At 73.9% G+C, this 18,203-nt stretch carries 15 protein-coding genes and 1 pseudogene; 8 read left to right on the forward strand and 8 right to left on the reverse strand.

Features of this window, described 5'->3' with window-relative positions:
* Positions 1-2: 2 nt before the first annotated feature.
* From OHA84_RS05080 to OHA84_RS05090, 3 genes are read right to left on the reverse strand one after another with little or no spacing between them, the layout of a single operon-like run.
* Positions 3-944, reverse strand: coding sequence for an ABC transporter permease (locus OHA84_RS05080; RefSeq protein ID WP_371591322.1), 942 nt, complete (start codon positions 942-944; stop codon positions 3-5).
* Positions 932-1,831, reverse strand: coding sequence for an ABC transporter permease subunit (locus OHA84_RS05085; protein ID WP_053680719.1), 900 nt, complete (start codon positions 1,829-1,831; stop codon positions 932-934). The genes OHA84_RS05080 and OHA84_RS05085 overlap by 13 nt, the downstream gene beginning before the upstream one ends.
* Positions 1,831-3,000: an ABC transporter substrate-binding protein gene (locus OHA84_RS05090; protein WP_371591323.1), complete on the reverse strand. Its 1,170-nt coding sequence runs from the start codon at positions 2,998-3,000 to the stop codon at positions 1,831-1,833. The genes OHA84_RS05085 and OHA84_RS05090 overlap by 1 nt, the downstream gene beginning before the upstream one ends.
* A 233-nt stretch (positions 3,001-3,233) precedes the next feature.
* Between OHA84_RS05090 and OHA84_RS05095 the strand changes: the two genes are divergently transcribed.
* Positions 3,234-3,986, forward strand: coding sequence for a GntR family transcriptional regulator (locus OHA84_RS05095; protein WP_053680721.1), 753 nt, complete (start codon positions 3,234-3,236; stop codon positions 3,984-3,986).
* Here the strand turns inward: OHA84_RS05095 and OHA84_RS05100 are convergent.
* Entirely contained in the window at positions 3,977-4,816 is an 840-nt protein-coding gene (locus tag OHA84_RS05100) for an NAD-dependent epimerase/dehydratase family protein (protein ID WP_266973083.1), read from the reverse strand. The two genes, OHA84_RS05095 and OHA84_RS05100, sit on opposite strands and share 10 nt — an antisense overlap.
* Positions 4,817-4,887: 71 nt before the next feature.
* On the opposite strand from OHA84_RS05100, the gene OHA84_RS05105 reads away from it, so the two are divergent.
* Positions 4,888-5,814, forward strand: a complete 927-nt coding sequence (locus tag OHA84_RS05105) for a LysR family transcriptional regulator (RefSeq protein WP_266973081.1) — start codon at positions 4,888-4,890, stop codon at positions 5,812-5,814.
* A complete protein-coding gene (locus OHA84_RS05110; protein WP_266973079.1) occupies positions 5,811-7,322 on the forward strand; it encodes a hypothetical protein in 1,512 nt (503 codons plus the stop codon). Before OHA84_RS05105 ends, OHA84_RS05110 begins: the two co-directional genes overlap by 4 nt.
* A gap of 3 nt (positions 7,323-7,325) precedes the next feature.
* On the opposite strand, the gene OHA84_RS05115 is transcribed toward OHA84_RS05110, so the two are convergent.
* From OHA84_RS05115 to OHA84_RS05125, 3 genes and pseudogenes are all read right to left on the reverse strand, one after another.
* Positions 7,326-7,607: a DUF3817 domain-containing protein gene (locus tag OHA84_RS05115; RefSeq protein ID WP_266973078.1), complete on the reverse strand. Its 282-nt coding sequence runs from the start codon at positions 7,605-7,607 to the stop codon at positions 7,326-7,328.
* Position 7,608: 1 nt separating this feature from the next.
* Positions 7,609-8,106: a hypothetical protein gene (locus OHA84_RS05120; protein WP_266973076.1), complete on the reverse strand. Its 498-nt coding sequence runs from the start codon at positions 8,104-8,106 to the stop codon at positions 7,609-7,611.
* Between the two features lie 23 nt (positions 8,107-8,129).
* A pseudogene (locus OHA84_RS05125) lies at positions 8,130-8,210 on the reverse strand (DJ-1/PfpI family protein); the annotation flags it as partial.
* Positions 8,211-8,399: 189 nt separating this feature from the next.
* On the opposite strand from OHA84_RS05125, the gene OHA84_RS05130 reads away from it, so the two are divergent.
* Positions 8,400-9,362: a GlxA family transcriptional regulator gene (locus tag OHA84_RS05130; RefSeq protein WP_053680733.1), complete on the forward strand. Its 963-nt coding sequence runs from the start codon at positions 8,400-8,402 to the stop codon at positions 9,360-9,362.
* Between the two features lie 248 nt (positions 9,363-9,610).
* Positions 9,611-10,156 (forward strand): RICIN domain-containing protein, encoded by a 546-nt coding sequence (locus tag OHA84_RS05135; protein ID WP_266973073.1) that lies wholly within the window; start codon positions 9,611-9,613, stop codon positions 10,154-10,156.
* A 66-nt stretch (positions 10,157-10,222) separates the two neighbouring features.
* Here the strand turns inward: OHA84_RS05135 and OHA84_RS05140 are convergent, their stop codons facing one another.
* A complete protein-coding gene (locus OHA84_RS05140) occupies positions 10,223-10,954 on the reverse strand; it encodes an ABC transporter ATP-binding protein (protein ID WP_053680737.1) in 732 nt (243 codons plus the stop codon).
* 224 nt (positions 10,955-11,178) lie between these two features.
* Between OHA84_RS05140 and OHA84_RS05145 the strand changes: the two genes are divergently transcribed.
* The 3 genes from OHA84_RS05145 to OHA84_RS05155 are packed head-to-tail and all read left to right on the forward strand — an operon-like array spanning position 11,179 to position 18,127.
* On the forward strand, positions 11,179-14,442 hold the full coding sequence (locus tag OHA84_RS05145) for an FtsX-like permease family protein (RefSeq protein ID WP_266973070.1): 3,264 nt from the start codon (positions 11,179-11,181) through the stop codon (positions 14,440-14,442).
* The gene (locus OHA84_RS05150; RefSeq protein ID WP_266973068.1) at positions 14,439-17,156 is read left to right on the forward strand and encodes a hypothetical protein; all 2,718 of its coding nucleotides are present in this window, start codon (positions 14,439-14,441) and stop codon (positions 17,154-17,156) included. Before OHA84_RS05145 ends, OHA84_RS05150 begins: the two co-directional genes overlap by 4 nt.
* Complete coding sequence (locus OHA84_RS05155; RefSeq protein WP_053682122.1) at positions 17,153-18,127, forward strand: ABC transporter ATP-binding protein; 975 nt, start codon at positions 17,153-17,155, stop codon at positions 18,125-18,127. The genes OHA84_RS05150 and OHA84_RS05155 overlap by 4 nt, the downstream gene beginning before the upstream one ends.
* Positions 18,128-18,203: the final 76 nt, after the last annotated feature.

An 18,203-nucleotide genomic window follows, 5' to 3' on the forward strand; every position in this document is an offset into this window, starting at 1 on the left:
GGTCAGGACTCCTTGCGGGAGGTGGGGGCGACGCCGGTCGCGGCGGTCGGGGTGGTCCCGGCCCGCGAGAGGACGAGCAGCAGCAGCCAGGTGATCAGGAGGCTCAGGATGGAGACGGCCACCGACATCCGGGCCTGGGCGCCGGAGATGGAGACGATCCACACCGCGAAGGGCCGGAATCCGAGGAGCGAGGCGATGGTGAACTCGCCGAGGACCAGGGCCAGGGTGAGGAAGGCGGCTCCGGCGAGCGAGGCCCGCAGGTTGGGCAGCAGGACGCGCAGGACGACGTACGGCCAGCTCGCGCCGCAGCTGCGGGCCGCCTCGACCAGGGTGGGCACGTCCACGGCGCGCAGGCCGGCGTCGAGGGAGCGGTAGACGAACGGCAGCGCCAGCACGGTGTAGGCGAGGACCAGGACGACGGGGAACCTCTCGTCCTGGACCGCGAGGAAGGTCTGGTAGAGCGGGGTCCGCGAGAGGTGCTCGGGTCCCCACCGCAGCACGGTGGTGATGCCGGTGACCAGCGCGATGGGCGGCACCACCAGGGGCAGCATGCACATGACCTCGACGACCGGGCGCAGCCTGGGCGAGCCGATGCGTACGCCGACCAGCGCGGGCACCGCGAGGAGCAGCGACAGCGCGATGGTGGCGGCGGCGAGACCCAGGGAGAGCAGCAGGCTCTCGGTGAAGCCGTCGGCGGCGAGGAGTTCGGTGTAGGCGGTGAAGGTGACGCCTTGGCCCGGCACGTGCACGGTGAACACGAAGGAGGCGACGAGCGGTACGAGGAAGTAGGCGCCCGCCAGGAGGAGTACGGCGCCGCGCCAGACCCGGGGGCGTGGTCGGGACCTGCGCGGGGTCCGGGCCGGCGTGGCTGCCGGTTCCCCCGCGGCGGCGGCCTCCAGGGCCTCGACGGTGTTCCGGGTGGGCGTCGGGGTCATCGCAGCCATCGGGCGCTCCGTCGCTGGAGGGGCAGGTAGACCGCCATGACCAGGCCGGCGATCAGGATCATGTCGAGGCCGAGGGCGAGTGCCACGTTCTCCTGGCCGGTGAGGACGTTCCCGGCCAGCGCGTCCGCGATCTTCAGCGTGACCAGGGGCACGGAGCCTCCGACGAGTGCGGCGGCCGTGGCGTGCGCGGCGAAGGCGGTGCCGAAGAGCAGCACGAACCCGCCGAGCAGCGAGGGCGCGAGGACCGGCAGCCCGACGTGGCGCCAGAACTGGCGGCCGGTGGCCCCGCTGTTCTCCGCGGCCTCGCGCCACTGCGGGCGCAGTCCGTCGAGCGCGGGCGCGATCACCAGGACCATCAGCGGGGTGAGGAAGTACAGGTACACGACGGAGAGGCCGGTGAAGGAGTACAGGTTCCAGCCGAGGCCGCCGAGATCGGCGAGTCGGGTGACGACTCCGGAGATGCCGGCGGTGGCGATGAACGCGAACGCCAGCGGGACGCCGCCGAAGTTGGCCAGCACGCCCGACGCGGTGAGGGTGGCGCTGCGCAGGGCCGTCGACCGTGAGGTGACCACGGCCTGGGCGATCAGCACGCCGAGCACGCCGCCGAGCAGCGCGGTCAGGGCGGAGAGCCGGACGCTGCCGACGAGGGAGTCGAGGTAGGGGCCCTGGAGCGAGCGCGCGAGGTGCTCGCCGGTCAGGGCGGTGGTGCCGCGGGCCGGGTCGGTGGTGGTGACGGCTCCGAAGGCGATGGCGCCGAGCGGGATGCCGAAGCACAGCCCGGTGAAGACGAGGAGGGGCAGGGTGGCGAGCCAGGTGCGCGGGCCGCGCCGCCGGCGGCGGGCGCCGCCGGCGGTCCCCTGGTGGGGGGTGGTGGAGGAGGCTGACATCAGGAGAGGGCCTTGTCCCACTTCTCGGCGAGGGTGGCCTTGGCCTTGTCGAGCTCGGCGGAGGCCGGGAAGGACGGGGTGCCCTGGACCTTGGGCAGCTTCTCGACGGCGGCCTTGTCGGCGCTGCCGTCCTGCGTCATGACGGGGAGCAGGACCGGGCGGGCGTAACCCTTGAGCCAGAGGTTCTGGCCCTCGGCGCTGTAGAGGAACTCCATCCACAGGCGGGCGGCCGCCGGGTTGGGGGCGTCCTTGTTGATGGCCTGCGAGTAGTACTGGGCGTAGACGCCGTCGGTGGGGACGGCGACCTTCCAGTCGACGCCCTTGCCCTTGAACTGGTCGGCGTACCCGGCGTTCAGGTAGTCCCAGTCGATGGAGATGGGCGTCTCGCCCTTCTCGACGGTGGCCGGGGTGGACTCGACGGGGATGAAGTTGCCGTTCTTCTTCAGCTGCCCGAAGAAGTCGATGCCGGGCTGGATGTCCCCGAAGGAGCCCTTGTTGGCGAGGGCCGCCGCGTAGACGCCACCGAAGGCGGAACCGGACTTGGTCGGGTTGCCGTTGAGGGCGACCTTGCCCTTGTACTCGGGCTTCAGGAGGTCCGCGAAGGTCTTCGGGCAGTTCGGGACGCGGGCGGCGTCGCAGCCGATGGAGATGTAGCCGCCGTAGTCGTTGTACCAGCGGCCGTCGGCGTCCTTCTGACCGGCGGGGATCTTGTCCCAGGCGGTGACCTTGTACGGGGCGAAGAGGTTCTCGCCGGCTCCGCTGCGCGCGAAGGCGATGCCGAGGTCGAGGACGTCGGGGGCGCGCTTCTGGCCCTTGCGGGACTTGACGGCGGCGATCTCGTCGGCGCTGGCGGCGTCCGGGTTCTCGCTGTTGATCTGGATCTTGGGGTACTTCGCCTGGAAGGCCTTGAGGATCTCGCCGTAGTTCGCCCAGTCGGCGGGCAGCGCGATCACGTTGAGCCGGCCCTCCTTCTCGGCCGCGGCGACGAGGCCCTTCAGGTCGCCGAAGTCGGCCAGGGAGGCCGCGGCGCCCGGCTGTACGCCCTTCTTGGCGTCACCGGTCGAACCGGCGTTCTGCTGGTCGGGGGCGGCACCACACGCGCTGAGCGTGGTGAGGACGGCGACGCCGAGCAGTACGGCCGCACCACGACGGGCGGAGGAACTGAGCACGGTCTCTCCCGGAGACGAAGGGGGTTTCTTGTCCGACCACTTGTCAGACCACTTGTCTGAACAAGTTGGCTCCAGTTCGCCCGGGTCCGCTGTACGGACGGTGAACGGCGGCTGGACCGTGGAGCACGGCTTGCGGAAGAGCGGAGATTGACCGAAAGAAGCCGTGACAGGGGCGGTTCGATGATCATGAGTAACGGGAAGACGGTCGGTCGGTTCGACGAGGGGCGCACGGCATGGGCACGGTCAGGTATCTGGAGATCGCCGAGGCGCTGCGACAGGCGATCCTGTCCGGCGAGTACCGGGTGGGTGCGCGGCTGCCCTCGGAGAGCGATCTGGCCGCCCGGTGGTCGGCCTCGCGCGGCACGGTCCGCCAGGCGGTGGCCACCCTCGCCGCCGAAGGGCTTGTCGGCTCCCGGCAGGGCGCGCGCAGGATCGTCCTGCCTCACGAGCGCAAGCACAGTTTCGGCGAGCTGAACAGCTTCGCGCAGTGGGCCGAGGGCGTGGGCCACGAGGCCGCCGGCCGGTTCCTCTCGCGGATCCGACGTCCCGCCGGCGCCGAGGAGGCGCGGCGGCTCGCGGTGCGGCCGGGTACGGAGATCCTGGCCGTGCTGCGGCTGCGCCTGCTGGACGGTGAGCCGACCATGGTGGAGCGCACCGCGTACGCCGACTGGGTCGCGGCGGCGGTCGAGGCGCTGCCCGAGGACTGCCGCTCCGTGATGGACAGCCTCGCGCGCGACTCGGGGATCGTCGCCCAGTACGGCGAGCACCTGATCGACGCGCTGCCGGCCGGGAGCGAGGACGCCCGATTGCTGGGGATCAGGCGCGGCGGGGCCCTGCTCCGCCAACGGCACGTGTCCGCGACCCGTACCGGCCGCCCGATCGAGTGGTCAGACGACCGTTACCGGGCGGGCAGCGTCACCTTCAGTGTGAGCAACTCGGCGGTGGCGACCCCCTTGGGAAGGCACCCGGGCGATCGTCAGACATGATCGCGGAAGGCCGGGCGCGCGGCTTCCGCGATCTCCCCCGGCAGCCAGTCCGTGGTCCGGGTGAAGCGGAAACCGAGCGCGGTGGCACGGGAGTTGTCCAGTGCGTAGCCCCGGTCGAAGGAGAACGGCGACGCGGGCCCGCCCGCCCCGACCGTCCGGTAGCGGGGCCGTCGTCCCAGTCGTTCGCCGATCAGCTCGCAGAGTTCGGTGACGGTCAGGGCGCCGTGGGAGGCCGCGTCGACGGGGCCGGTGAAGCTCTCCTCGGCCGTCCAGCGCAGGAAGTCCGCGATCTCGTGGTGGTGGATGAAGGACGTGGGGTGCGGGGCCTCGTGGACGTCCACCGGGGCGCCGGAGCCGATCCGCTTGACGTAGTGCGCGAGCCTCCCGGTGAACTCGGCGGGCCCGCCGCCGAGGACGTGGGCGCTGCGTACGGCGACGAACGGGAACTCCGCGTCGGTCAGTTCCGCCTCGGCCTCTCGCTTGCCCCGCGCGTAGGCGGCCGCTTCGGGGGTGGGGGGCGCCGGGTCGTACACCTCCATGGTGGAGGTCATCACGTAACGCCCCGCGGTGCCCGCGAAGACACGGCGGGCGAGGGCGGCCTGCTCCGGCGTGTAGCAGACCTGGTCGAGGACGACGTCGAAGCTCCGCCGCCCCAGGGCCGTGCGCAGCCGCGCCTCGTCCTCGCGGTCGGCGACGAGGTGACCGACACCGGGCGGCGGGGCGGCGGACCCCCGGTTGAGGACGGTGACCTGGTGGCCGGCGTCGCGGAGCGAGGTGACCAGGCGCCTGCCGAAGTACCGGCTCCCGCCGATGACCAAGAAATTTCGCATGCCTTCGACTCTGCCGCTGTAGGGTCCCCCGCGGTACTGCTGTCTTGCTGAACCCGCCGTAAGGAAAACTGTTGATCGATGTGCAACGGCTGCGCGTGCTGCGCGCCGTGGCCGAACACGGCAGCTTCAACAAGGCGGCCGGCGCCCTGCGCCTGACCCCCTCCGCCGTCTCCCAACACATCGCGACACTGGAACGAGGAGTCGGTCAGCCGGTGGTCGTGCGCGGCAGCCGCGGGATCACCCTCACCGAACCGGGACGGCTGCTGACGGAGGCCGCGGAGTCGATCTTCGCCGAACTGGACCAGGTACGGAACGCGATCGAGCGCCTCAGCGCGCCCCGCCCCCGCCTGACGGTCGCCACGTTCACCAGCGGGGGCCGGCACCTGCTGCCGGCGGCGTTGCCCCGGTTCGTGGCGGCGCACCCCGAGGTCGAACTGACGGTGCGGGAGGCCGAACCGGAGGCCGCGCTGCCGATGGTGCGCGACGGTGCGGCGGACCTCGCCCTCGGCTACCACTTCGACGAGCCCCTGCCCGTGCTGCCCGGAGTGGACTGGTCGCCGCTGATGGACGACCCCCTGTGGGTGGTGCTGCCGCCCGACCACGCGCACGCGGGACGCGACTCGATCGCCCTGGCCGAACTGGCCGACGCACGCTGGGTGCTCGGCTGCCTCAGGACCGAGGCCTACCTGCGACGGTACGCGCAGCGGTCCGGCTTCGAGATCCGGATCTCGGCCTCCACCACCGACTACTTCTTCGCCCAGTCCCTGGTGGCGGCGGGCGTCGGCGTCTCGCTCGTTCCCCAGGTCGCCCTGGTCACCCCGCCCGACGCGCCCCGGCCGGGCCCCGCGGCCCCGTCCGGGGCGCCCGTCGCCGTACGGGTCGAACCTCCCCGCCCCACCCGACACCTCGGGCTGGCCACCGCGGGCCGGCGGGGCGCGCGGCCGTACCTCGACTCCCTGACCGCCGCCCTGCGGGACGCGGCGAAGGAGCCCCGATGAACCGAGTCCCGCACGGCCTCGCCGCCAATCCGAGCCTTCCCGCCTCCCTGGTGGACCGTCTGATCGCGCTCGCGGACGAGGACCTCGCCTCCGAACTCGCCGAGCGCGGAGACCTCCGCCACGACCAGGTCGTGGCGCTCGCCGCCCGCGACGAGCACACCGCCCGGAGCCTCGCCTTCGCGGGCCTGCTGACCGCCGCCGACGTGGATCCGGTGGCCCGGCCGCTCACCGCGCTCGCCCTGCTCGACACGGGCGCGGGCCGACCCGAGTGGGCCCGGCTGCTCGCACGGCACCCGGTCGTGCGGCACCGGGAGGAGTTGGCCTCCTGCGCGGGTCTGCCGGACGACGTGATCGAGGCCCTGGCCGTCGACCCGGCCCTGGACGTGGTCCACGAACTTGCCGCGTTCACGCCCGAGCCGGCGATGGCGGCCCGGCTCGCACGCCATCCGCACGCGCAGGTGCGGCGCGGGGTGGCGGTCAACGAGGCCACGCCGCCCGCCGTACTGGCCGCGCTGCTCACCGGCGAGGGCCTGCCCGCGGCGACCGCCTGCCTGGTCTGCGACAGCAAGCCGATCCCGTACGAGCACGACCCGAACTGTCCCGATCCCGACTGCACGTTGTTCGGCGGGGCGGCGTGCGACGGCTCCCACCAGTCCACCGTGCACGACACGCTGCACGGGGTCCTGGGCAACCCCGCGACCCCACCGGACGTGGCGGCCCGATTCGTCGACCACCCCTCCCTCCTGCTGCGTTGGTCTCTCGCCGAGCGTCCCGGGCTGCCGCCCGAGGTGTACGCGCGACTGGCCCGGGATCCCGCACCGGGGGTCCGCGCGGCCGTGGCCGGCAACCCCGCGGTGGGCGACGAGCCGCTCCGCACGATCGCCGCGGACCCCGACCCGGCTGTGCGGCGCGCCCTGGCGCACCATCCCGCGCTGCCCCTGGACGTACTGACCACGCTGGCCGAGACGACCAGGCTCGGCTCCGCCACGCTGCCCCGGATCCCGGCCGCGTCGACCGACGAACTCCGCGAACTCGCCGCCGGCCGACCGTCCGTACGTGCCCTCGTGGCCGCCCGGCACGATCTGCCCCCGGATCTGCGCGATGCGCTCGCCGCCGACCCGGACGCGAAAGTGCTGAGGGCCGTCGCCCCGCACCCGGGCCTCACCGAGGAGCTGTTGCGCGCCATGGTCGCCACGCACGGCGTGGGGGTGCACGCGCGGGTGGCCGCCAACCCGGGTGCGCCCGGCGCCCTGCTGGAGGAACTGGCCCGGCAGGAACCGCCGGTACGACGGGCGCTGCGCGAGATCGCCGGACATCCGAACGCGACGGCCGGCGCACTGGCGCGCTGCCTGGGGGACCCGAGGGCCGCCGAGATCGCCGCCGCGCATCCGGCGCTGTCCCCCTCCCTCCTCGCCTCCCTGCTCACCGGACCCGACGAGGGCCTGGCCGAGGCCGCGGCCCGCAATCCCGCGCTGCCGCGCGAGGTCATGGAGGGGCTGGTCCCCTGAGCCTCAGCCGACGGGGGCGGGGGCATCGGATCGGGTGAGCCCGCGCAGGGCCAGGACACCGCCGATCCCGGGCAGCAGGGCGAGTGCCGTGGTCGGCGGGGTACGTCTCGGGTCGCGGGCCACCGCGACCAGGGTGAACAGGTAGGCGCAGCCGTGCACGGGGCCGGCGAGCGAGGAGATCGACGCCAGGTGCACGGTGGCGAGGTTCACCAACAGGACGATGAACGAGCCCAGTTCGATGCCGGCGGCCGTGCGCAGCAGCCGTCCGGGGTGGGGCGCCCTCACCTCAGGCTCCCGTCGTCGAGCCGGGGCGGATGATCATGAGGATGGTCACCGTGACCCACAACAGGTTGAACGCGCCGGTGAGCATGGCCAGTCGGGCCGTATCGGTCCTCTCCACCGGCGCCGCACCCTCTTCCAGTCGGGCCACCAGGGCCTCCTGGCCCGGCAGGATCCGCAACGCGAGGATCGCGGCTGCGACGGCCGTGAGCACCATGGAGGCGATCAGCCAGGCATCGGTCAGCACCCCGAGGGAGGACGCGGTCGCGAGGCCGAACACCGGTACCGCCACGCCCACCGCGGCGTAGACCCGACAGACGCGGTGCAACAGCCGTACCGCACCCACGCCGGACGCGGCGGACGCGCCGACCCCGGCGGGTGGTTCGCAGGACTCACCGGGTCGAACGCGCCGGGCGGCGGCCGGGAACATGCTCGCCGCGACGGTCACCGGCCCCACGGCGAGGATGGCCGCCACCACGTGCACGGCGAGCAGGAACGCGGTCACGGGGCGACGGTGGCGCCGAGCATGCCCGCCGCGTGCAAGACCTCGCAGGGGGCGATGACGTCAAGGGGGTCGAATCCATCGAACAGGACGAACTGAACGTGCATGTCCGCTTGCCTCTTTCGCTTCGTGGGGTGTGCGCGACCCACGCTAGGAGGCTCGCCCGACTCCTCCCATGGGCAGAAATGACAAAGGGCAACGGGATCCCGCCAACCCTCTCCACCGGCTTCTTTCTCTTTCACAGGACCGTGACCTGCCTGTTCGAGCATGGCGGGAACCGAACTACCCTGGGTCGCATGCATACCGTGGCGGTTCTCGCGCTGGACCATGTGGTGGCCTTCGACATCGCGACCCCCGTCGAGGCGTTCGGACGGGCCCGACTGGCCGACGGACGGCTGCCCTACCGGATCCGGGTGTGCGGAACCGGGGGCGAGGTGACCGCGAGCAACGCGTTCACGATCCGCGCCCCGTACGGATTGGACGCCCTGGCCGACGCCGACACCATCGTCGTGCCCGGCTGCGCGGAGGACGCCCCGCCGCCCGACCCGGCGGTACTGGAGGCCCTGCGCTCCGCGGCGGCGGCCGGGACCCGGATCGCCTCGATCTGCGCGGGCGCGTTCGTCCTCGCCGCGACCGGGCTGCTGGACGGACTGGCGGCGACGACCCACTGGATCGCGGCCGCGCGACTGGCCGAGGAGTTCCCGCTGGTCGACGTGCGTCCCGACGTGCTCTACGTCGACAACGGGCAGTTGCTCACCTCGGCGGGGGCGGCGGCCGGGCTGGACCTGTGCCTGCACATGATCCGGCGGGACTTCGGGTCGGCGGTCGCGGCGGACGCCGCGCGACTGTCGGTGATGCCGCTGGAACGGGAGGGCGGGCAGGCCCAGTTCATCGTTCACGCCCAACCCCCCGTGCCTCGTGGATCGCTGTTGGAGCCGGCGCTCTCCTGGATCGAGGACAACCTGGGGCGGGACCTCACCCTGGCCGCCATGGCCGCCCGGACCGGCATGAGCGAGCGCACCTTCAGTCGCCGGTTCCGGGAGCAGACGGGGACCACTCCCTTGCAGTGGCTGCTGCGCGCCCGGGTCCGGCGGGCCCAGTTCCTGCTGGAGACCACCGAGTACGGCGTCGAGCGCATCGCCGCGCAGGCCGGGTTCGGCTCACCGACCGCGTTCCGGGAACGGTTCAAGCGGGTCGCCGGGATCACCCCGCAGGCCTACCGCTCCTCCTTCCGCGGGACGCCCGCCGAGGTGCTGTGATCCGCGCCGGCCGGATGCGCGGCTGATCGACGGCCGTCCGACGAACCCCGCGGGCCCTGCGGACCGGCGATGACGCAGGCTCGGAAATGTCCGGATTCGACGGACGTCGAAAGGCTTTGGGCCCGGCCGCCGTACCCCACGAGACTGGCGCCCGAAGCCGGGACGCACCGCGCACTCCACGGCCGCCCGTCCACCCGGACGGCGCGCCGCCCGGCGATCCGATCACCAGGTGAGGAGCACACCCGATCATGCGCACCCCGCACCCCTTCGCCGTTCGTGCCGCAGTCGTCGCCGGCGCGGTCCTGTCGGCCGTCACCGTACTTGCCGCGTCTGCCCAGGCGAGGCCCGCCGAGTCGCCCGCCACCGGGGTCGCCATGACCTCGTTCAAGTCCCAGTACGTCAACATCGCCACCGGCAAGTGTCTGGACATCCGGGGTGGTTCACCTCGCGAGGACGCGCTCGTCCAGCAGTTCAACTGCAAGAACGAGGAGTACCAGAAGTTCTGGTCGGAGAGCGTCCTCGGTGACCCGGCGGTCGACATGAGGCCGGCGCACGTCTCCAACCTGTGTCTCCAACCGTCCGGCCTGGAGGCGGGGGCGACCATCATCCAGAAGGTCTGCAACTACTCCCCGGGCCAGCGCTGGGACTTCACCTGGGCGGACGGTCGCGCCACCGTCAAGAACCGGCTCACGGGCCTGTGCCTGGAGGACGCCGGCATGCCGTCCGGCAGTCGCCGCGAGGTGCGGCAGATGCCGTGCACCTCGGCGCCCGGCCAGCTCTGGACCACCCGCTGATCCACCCGCTGATCCGTCCGCCGATCCACCTGGGACCCGGCCTGACCACGGCCGCCCGCCCGTCCCCTACGCCCTCGCCGTGGGCGCGGGATCGGGATCGGGATCGGCGACGCGGCCGTCGTGCAGTTCCACCACCCGGTCCGCGAGTTCCACCAGGGTCGGGTCGTGGGTGGCGACCAGGGCGGTGACGCCCTCGCTGCGCACCACCGCGCGCAGCAGTTCCATGATCGAGCGGCCCGTCTCGGAATCCAGCTGGCCGGTGGGCTCGTCCGCGATGATCAGAGCGGGCTCGTTGGCCAGTGCCCGGGCCACGGCCACGCGCTGCTGCTGACCGCCGGAGAGTTCGCCGGGGCGCTGCGCCGCGTGGTCGGAGAGACCGACCAGGGCCAGCAGGGTGCGGACGCGTTCCTCGCGCTGCTTGGCCGGGACCTTTCGCATGCGCATCGGGATGCCGATGTTCTCCGCGGCGGTCAGGACCGGGATCAACCCGAAGGACTGGAAGACGAAACCGATCCGGTCACGGCGCAGTGCGAGTCGCCCGGATTCGCCAAGTGTGGCCAGGTCGGTTCCGTCGAGGACGACGCTGCCGCCGCTCGGGGCGTCCAGTCCGCCGACCAGGTTCAGCAGGGTCGTCTTGCCGGACCCGGATCGGCCTTTGAGCGCCGCCAGTTCGCCCCTGCGAATATCGAACGAGACGCCGCGCAGGGCGTGTACGGCCTGTTGGCCCGTTCCGAAGCTCCGCCGGAGGTCCCGCACCACCACCATGGGTGCCGCGGTGTCGACCTGGTGCTGCGTCATGGTGGGATCCCCCTCGGTTCGGCCGTCCGGGCGCGCCCGTGGGCGCCGCCCGCCGCACGGCCGTTCAGCTGCTCGCGGCTGCTTCCGGCGGCCGCGTTTCGACTACCTTCCGAATTTGCTCATCCGTCACATCCTTCGCGCAAGTACCTTCCGATACGGGATCGAATCTGACAACATCGTCCGCTATCCGGGACCAGAGGTCCGGACGGGGGAGGAACAGGCACATGATCGGCTTCGTCGTGCGCCGGCTGCGCGGGCGACTACCGCTCGCCGCCGCCGTGCTGCTGACCGTACTCATCGCCACGACCGCGCTCAGCGCGCTGCTCGCCTTCTCCCGAGGGGTGGACGAGGCCGGGCTGCGACAGGCGATCCACGGTCCGGGGCGGGCCCGCACCACGGTGACGGTCACCGGCGAGCATCCGACGAGCAGCCGCGCCAAGGACGACGAGGCCGTACGCGCCTTCGCCACCGGACTGTTCGGCGGGCTGCCGGTCGACGTCCGGAGCGTGGCGCGCAGCCGCGCGTACGGACTTCCCGGCCCCCGGGCCCCCGGCAAGGAAGCGGACCTGACCCTGCTCGCGGCCCTCGACCGGGATCGCGTACGACTCCTGTCCGGCGCGTGGCCCCGGCCGCTCGCGAACGCGTCCTCCCGCGTCGAGGTCGCCGTGCCCCAGGCGGCGCTGAACCGGCTCGGGTTGACCGCCGACGCGCTGCCCGCCGAGGTCGGACTCGACGACCGCTACGGCGGGACCCCGCTCACCGTCCGCGTGACCGGCGTCTACCGGGCGGCCGAACCGGACGCCCCGTACTGGCGGCTCGACCCGCTCGGCGGCCGGGAGCTCCAGGTCGGCGCGTTCACCACCTACGGCCCCCTGGTCACCGACGACTCCGCCTTCACCGCCGGCGGGCTCCCGCAGGACAGCCGCGCCGCCCTGCTGACGGCGGACTTCACCGCCGCCGGCGCCTCGGACATCGAGACGGTCCGTGCCGCCGCGACCCGTATCGACGCGCGCTCCCCGCTCGGCGCCCCGCTCACCGCCGCCGGGCTCAAGGCCAAGACCGAACTGCCCGATCTACTCGCCGAGTTGACGTCGGCCCAGCGGGTCGCCCGCTCCACCCTGCTGGTCGGCGCCCTCCAGCTCGCGGTGCTCGCCGGCGCCGCCCTGCTGCTGGTGGCCCATCTGATGACGGACCGCAAGGAGGCCGAGCGGATCCTGCTGACCGCCCGGGGCGCCTCCCGCCGCCGGCTCGGGCTGCTCACCGGCGTCGAGTCACTGCTGCTCGCCCTCCCCGCCGCCGTGCTCGCGCCGCTCCTCACCCCGCCACTGCTGCGCCTGGCCGGCCGGTTCGGGCCGCTGTCCCGGTTGTCCCTCGACCCCGCCGGCGCCTGGTCGCTGTGGCCGGTGGCGGTCGGCTGCGCGCTGTTCTGCGTACTGCTGACCACCCTGCCCGTCGTGCTCCGCGGGGCGGCCGCGTCCGTACTGCGCCTCAGTGGTTCCCGCCAGGCCGTCGTGGCCGGCGCCGCCCGCGCCGGCGGTGACCTCGCGCTGGTGGTCCTCGCCGTCCTGGCCTACGTCCAACTCGCCCGGTACAGCGGCGACGAGAGCCTCGCGGCGCGAGGCGACGGCCTGGGCGTCGACCCCGTGTTGGTCGCCGCGCCGACGCTCGCGCTGTGCGCGGGCACCGTGCTCGTCCTGCGGTTGCTGCCGTTCGCCGCCCGGCTGGGCGGCCGGGTCGCCGCGCGGGGCCGCGGCCTCGGCCCCGCGCTCGTCGGCTGGCAGTTGGCCCGCCGCCCCAAGCGGGCCACGGGGCCCGTGCTGTTGCTGGTCCTCGCCGTCTCCAGCGGGGTCCTCGCGCTGGGGCAGCACACCGCGTGGACCGACTCCCAGCACGACCAGGCCGATTACATCACCGCGGGAGGGCTGCGGATCTCCGGCAGCGACCTGTCCGCGATGGGGCGGGCCGGCCGGTACTCCAGGCTGCCCGGCGGCGACAGGATGATCCCGGTCATCCGCGGCGAACACTCCCTGCCCGGTGAGCGGACCGGCACCCTGATCGCGCTGGACGCTCCCGCCGCCGCCGAGCGGGTCCCGCTCCGGGAGGACCTGCGGGACGGGCTCGGCATGCGTGAACTGTTCGGGCCGCTCTCCCCGGCCGCCCCCGCCGCGAACGGGATCACCCTGCCCGGGCAGCCGCGACGGATCGACATCGACGTGTCCCTGGACTCCGCGGACGAACCCGGCAGCCCCGGGATCGGCGTACTGCTGCGCGACCGGTTCGGGCTGACGTACCGGGCGCCGACGCGTCAACTCCCCGCGAACGGCCCCACCATCGTCTCGGTCGACGTCGACGCCCTGGCCGACGCCCCGATCGGATCCGCCGCCGGCCCGTTGAGCATCATCGGCTTCGTCGTCACCTTCTCCCCCGACGCCCGGCCCTACGGCTCGCCCAAGCAGGTCGGCGGGGAGGTGACGGTGCGCGGTGTCGCCGTCTCGGACACCCGGGACGGCCCGGCCGCGCGGGTGGAGGCGGTCGCGCCGGCCTGGCACCTGACGGCCCCGACCACGACGAACGGGGCTCGGCCCGGCGCGCTCCGGGAGGGCGGCGGGGCGTTGGTACGGATGCGCTACCAGGACCCGCGCGACACGACCGGCCCGGTCCGGATCTCCGCGACCGCGGGCGGCCCGCCCTCCACCGAGGTCCCCGGCGTCGCCACGCACGCGTACCTCCGTGCCATCGGCGCCGACGTCGGCGACCTGGTGACCGTCCCCCTGGGCGGCGATTCACTGCCGGTCCGGATCACCTCCGCGGTGGACACCCTGCCCGTGGTCGGCGACACGGCCGTGGCCGTGGACCTGGCCACGCTCGGCCGGCTGTTCGCCGCGCAGGGCGGCAAGCAGGTCCCCCCGACCGACGAGTGGTGGCTGCCGGCCGCCTCCGCCGACGACCCCGGCCCGGCCCGGGCCGCCGCGGCGCTGCGGGCGGGCGCGGGGGTCCAGGAGGTACGGCTGCGCGAGGAGGTCGTCGCGGGACTGCTCGACGACCCGCTGAGCGCGGGACCACAGGCCGCCCTCGCCGCGCTCGCGCTCGCCTGCGCGGTCCTGGCGGCGATCGGCTTCGCGGCCTCCGCGGCGGCGAACGCGCAGGAACGGTCCGGGGAGTTCGCCGTGCTGCTGGCACTGGGCGCGCCGCGTCGGGCGCCGGCCCGGACGGCCGCCGTCGAGAGCGGTGTCCTGGTCGGCCTCGGAGCGGGGGTCGGTCTCGTGCTGGGGGCCGCCATCGTGCACCTGACGGTGCCGTTGGTGGTGCTGACGCCGGGGGCGCGCCGGCCGGTCCCGGAGGTTCTGGTGGATCTGCCCGTCACCACGACGCTGCTGCTGGTCGCGGGCATCGCCGCCGTGCCGTTGCTGTCGACCGTGCTCGGCGGCCGGCGCAACCGCAACGCCCTGAGCGCAGCCGCCCGGCTGCGGCACGTGGAGGACATGTGACCAGCCCGGCCCCCGCGCCGCCGCCCCCGCACACCCGCCCCGCGCCGTGGGTGCGGACCCGGTTGCGGGCCGCGCCGCTGACCACCCTGCTGGGCGCCGTCCTGGCGTTCGTCGCGGTGCTGCTCGCCGCCGGTCTGCCGCGCGCCCTGGACCGCGGCTCCGACCAGGCCCTGCGGTCCTTCCTGCGGGACCAGGGGCCCGGCTTCACGAGCCTGCTCGCCACCGCCCGGGCCGAGCCCGGTGCCCGCACACCCGAGGGGCTCGACTCCGTACGGGCCCTCCTGCTGTCCCGCACCGGGAAGGACTTCGCGGTGGCGCCCGACGGCCCCGTGTCGGGCACCCGCGCCGTCAAACCGCGGACCCTGACGAACCCGGGGCTGCCGAGCCCCTACGAGGTGGCGCCGCAGATGAGCCTGCTCTACCTGCGCGACCTCTCCGCCCACACCCGCCTCGTCGACGGTCGCTGGCCCGACGGTGGCACGCCGGAGGGGCCGATCCCGATCGCCCTGTCCCAGGGAGCCGCCGACACCCTCGGCGTCAAGGTCGGCACGGTCCTGGACCCCACTCCGAGCATCTCGGGGCCGCTCAGCGCCGAGATCGTCGGCGTGTACCGCGTCGACGACCCGGCCGACCCCTTCTGGACCGACCTGCTGTGCGCGACCCGCGCCTGCCTCAACGGCACCCGCAAGCAGTACTGGCAGACCTCCGCCGTGGTCGGGCCCGACGGCGCCGACCGGTTGGCGTCCTGGGGCGAACGCGCCGAGTTCTTCTGGCGGTTGCCGGTGGACACCGACATCCTGCGCGCCGACCGGCTGCCCGCGGTCAAGGAGGCCGTCGCCTCCTACGTGGCCGGTCCCACCGCCACCGACCTGACCCTCGAATCCCGCCGGCCCGACCTGCGGATCACCTCGCGGCTGCCCGAGTTGCTCGCCCGGGCCGAGGCCCGCCGGCAGGCCGCCGCGCCGCTCGCCGCGATCGGGCCCGCCGGAGTCGTCGGCGTCGCCCTCGTCGTGTTCTTCCTCGCCGCCGGACTGAGCGGGGACCGGCGGCTCGCCGAACTGCGGTTGCTGCTCGCGCGGGGCGGCTCGCGCTCCTCCATCGTCCGCCGGGTGCTGGCGGAAGGAGCCGTCCCGGTGCTCCCGGCGGCGGCGCTCGCGACGGCCGCCGCCGTGCTGCTGTTGCCCACTCCCCGCCTGCTGCCCGCCCTCCTCGCCGCGGCGGCGGTCACGCTCGTGCTGCTGACCGCCTTTCCCGTGCGGGTGTTCGTGCTGCTGTCGCCGCCGCGGCCGCCCGCCCCCCGCCGCCGACTGGTCGCGGAGCTGCTCGTGTTCGCCGCGACCGGCGCGGCGGTGTTCGAGGTCCGCGAACGCGGCGTCGCCCCGGCGGGGCAGGGCGTCGACCCGCTGCTCGTCGCGGCCCCGCTGCTGCTGGCGCTCGCGGGCGGGCTGCTCCTGGCCCGGATCCAGCCGCCGCTCGTCGGGGCGCTGGCGCGGGCGGTGGGTCGCCGTCGCGGTGTGGTGGGCTTCCTGGGGGCGACCCGCGCGGCCCGCGGTTCCGGGGATCGGGCACGACCCCCGGTACTGCCGCTGATCGCGCTGCTGCTCGCCGTCACCACCGGCGGATTCGGGGCCACCGTGCTGGCGGGGGTGGAGTCCGCCCGGGAGCGGGTGGCCCGACTCGACGTGGGCGGCGACGCCCAGGTCGCCTCACCCGCGGGAGTACCCGTCCCGAAGGCCCTCGCGAAGGCTGCCGGCGAACTGCCCGGCGTACGGGCCTCGCTCACCCTGTGGGCGGACGCCGACGCGTACGTCTTCGACACCGACCGGGGCTCCGTCAAGGTCACGGTGATCGTCGCCGACCCGGTGGCCTACGCGGAGATCTCGCGGACCGTCGGACGCGGACGGTTCGATCCCGCCCTGCTCGCCGGCGGATCCCCCGCCGCCATCCCCGCGCTGTTCAGCGAGGACCTGGTCGGGAAGGTCACCGACGGAACCCACCGCGTGCGCTTCGCCAACGACGAGGAGCTGCTCGCGAAGCCCGTCGCCCGGATCGACGGCACGCCCCTCCTACAGGGCTCCGGCAAGGGCGTCATCGTGTTGCCGGCGGGCACGGCCACCGCCAGGATCCCCAAGGGTGCCCCGCCCACCCACTGGCTCGCGGTGGGAAGCATCGACGACGGGGCCCTGCGCGAGGTGGTTCGCACCCACGCCGGCCCGGCGGCCGACCGCTACCTCGTCCGCACGAGCGCCGCCACCGTCGCCAAGCTCGCCGACGACCCCCTCCAGCGGTCCGCGAGCCGCGTGTTCCGGGCCTCCTTGGCCGGCGCGGCCGGCTTCGCGGCGCTGGCCGTCCTGCTCACCCTGGCCCGGGCCACGCCCGAACGCGCCGCACTTCTGGCCCGACTGCGCACCATGGGCCTGCGGCCCCGGCAGGGCGTGGCGCTGATCCTCGTCGAATCGCTGCCGCAGGCGGTCACCGCCGCGCTCGGCGGCGGTCTGATCGCGGTCGCCGCGGTCGCCCTGCTGGGTCCGGCGGTGGACCTGACGACGCTGGTCGGCTCCTCGGTCCCGACCGGGCTGGGCGTCCTCGTCCGACCCGTGCTGGTGCAGTCACTGGGCCTTGCCGCGCTGGTGGCCCTGACCGTGCTCGCCGAGGCGGCGGTGTCCGGCCGGCGCCAGATCACCACCGAGTTGAGAGCGGGAGACCGACGTTGAACACCGAAGCCCCCACCTTCGAGGAGCTGCGCCGCAAGGCGTTGGCCGCCGCCGAGCCCCGCGGTCACGATCCGGCCCACGCCATCGTCTGTGACCGGCTGGTGCGCATCTTCAGTTCCGACGGGGTCGAGGTGCAGGCCCTGCAGGGGTTGGAGCTGACCGTGACCCGGGGGGATCTGATCGCGCTGGTCGGCGCGTCCGGCAGCGGGAAGTCGACGCTGTTGAACATCCTGGCGGGCCTGGACGTGCCGACGGCGGGCAAGGCCACCGTGGGCGGCCACGACCTGTTGGAGATGTCGGCGCGGGAGCGGCTGCGCTACCGGCGCGAGGCCGTGGGGTTCGTCTGGCAGCAGACCGCCCGCAACCTGCTGCCGTTCCTCACGGCCGCCCAGAACGTGGCGCTGCCGATGCAGCTGAAGGACGGGAGCGGGCGCGCGGCCCGCAAGCGGCAGACCGCGCGCGTCGCCGAGCTGTTGGCGGCCCTGGAGATCGGCGACCTGGCCGGGCGGCGGCCGAACGCGCTGTCCGGCGGGCAGCAGCAGCGCGTGGCCATCGCCGTGGCCATGGCCAACGACCCGGCGGTCCTGTTGGCGGACGAACCGACCGGCGAGCTGGACTCCGAGACCGGCGCCGCGATCTTCGAGGCCTTCCGTACCGTGAACCGGGAACTCGGGGCGACCGTGGTGATCGTGACGCACGACCCGATGGTCGCGGGAGAGGTCCGCCGTACGGTGGCCATCCGCGACGGTCGCACCAGCAGCGAGGTGCTGCGCCGCACCGTCACCGACGAGCACGGCGCGGAGTCCGTGAGCGAACGCGAGTACGTGATGCTGGACCGTACCGGGCGGGTGCAACTCCCGTACAAGTTCCTGGAGGCGCTGGGCATGGAGCACCGGGTGGCGGTCGACCTCGCCGCCGACCACATCGAGGTCCGTCGCGACGATGCGCAGGACGCCCCGGACACGGACTGACGCGCCCGGCGCCGAACGCCTTCGCGGGTGCGTGCGTCACTTCCGTGGGCCGGGTGTCGTTAGGCGCTCGGGGTTG

The sequence above is a fragment of the Streptomyces sp. NBC_00513 genome (assembly GCF_041431415.1).
In the GTDB taxonomy this organism is placed as follows: domain Bacteria; phylum Actinomycetota; class Actinomycetes; order Streptomycetales; family Streptomycetaceae; genus Streptomyces.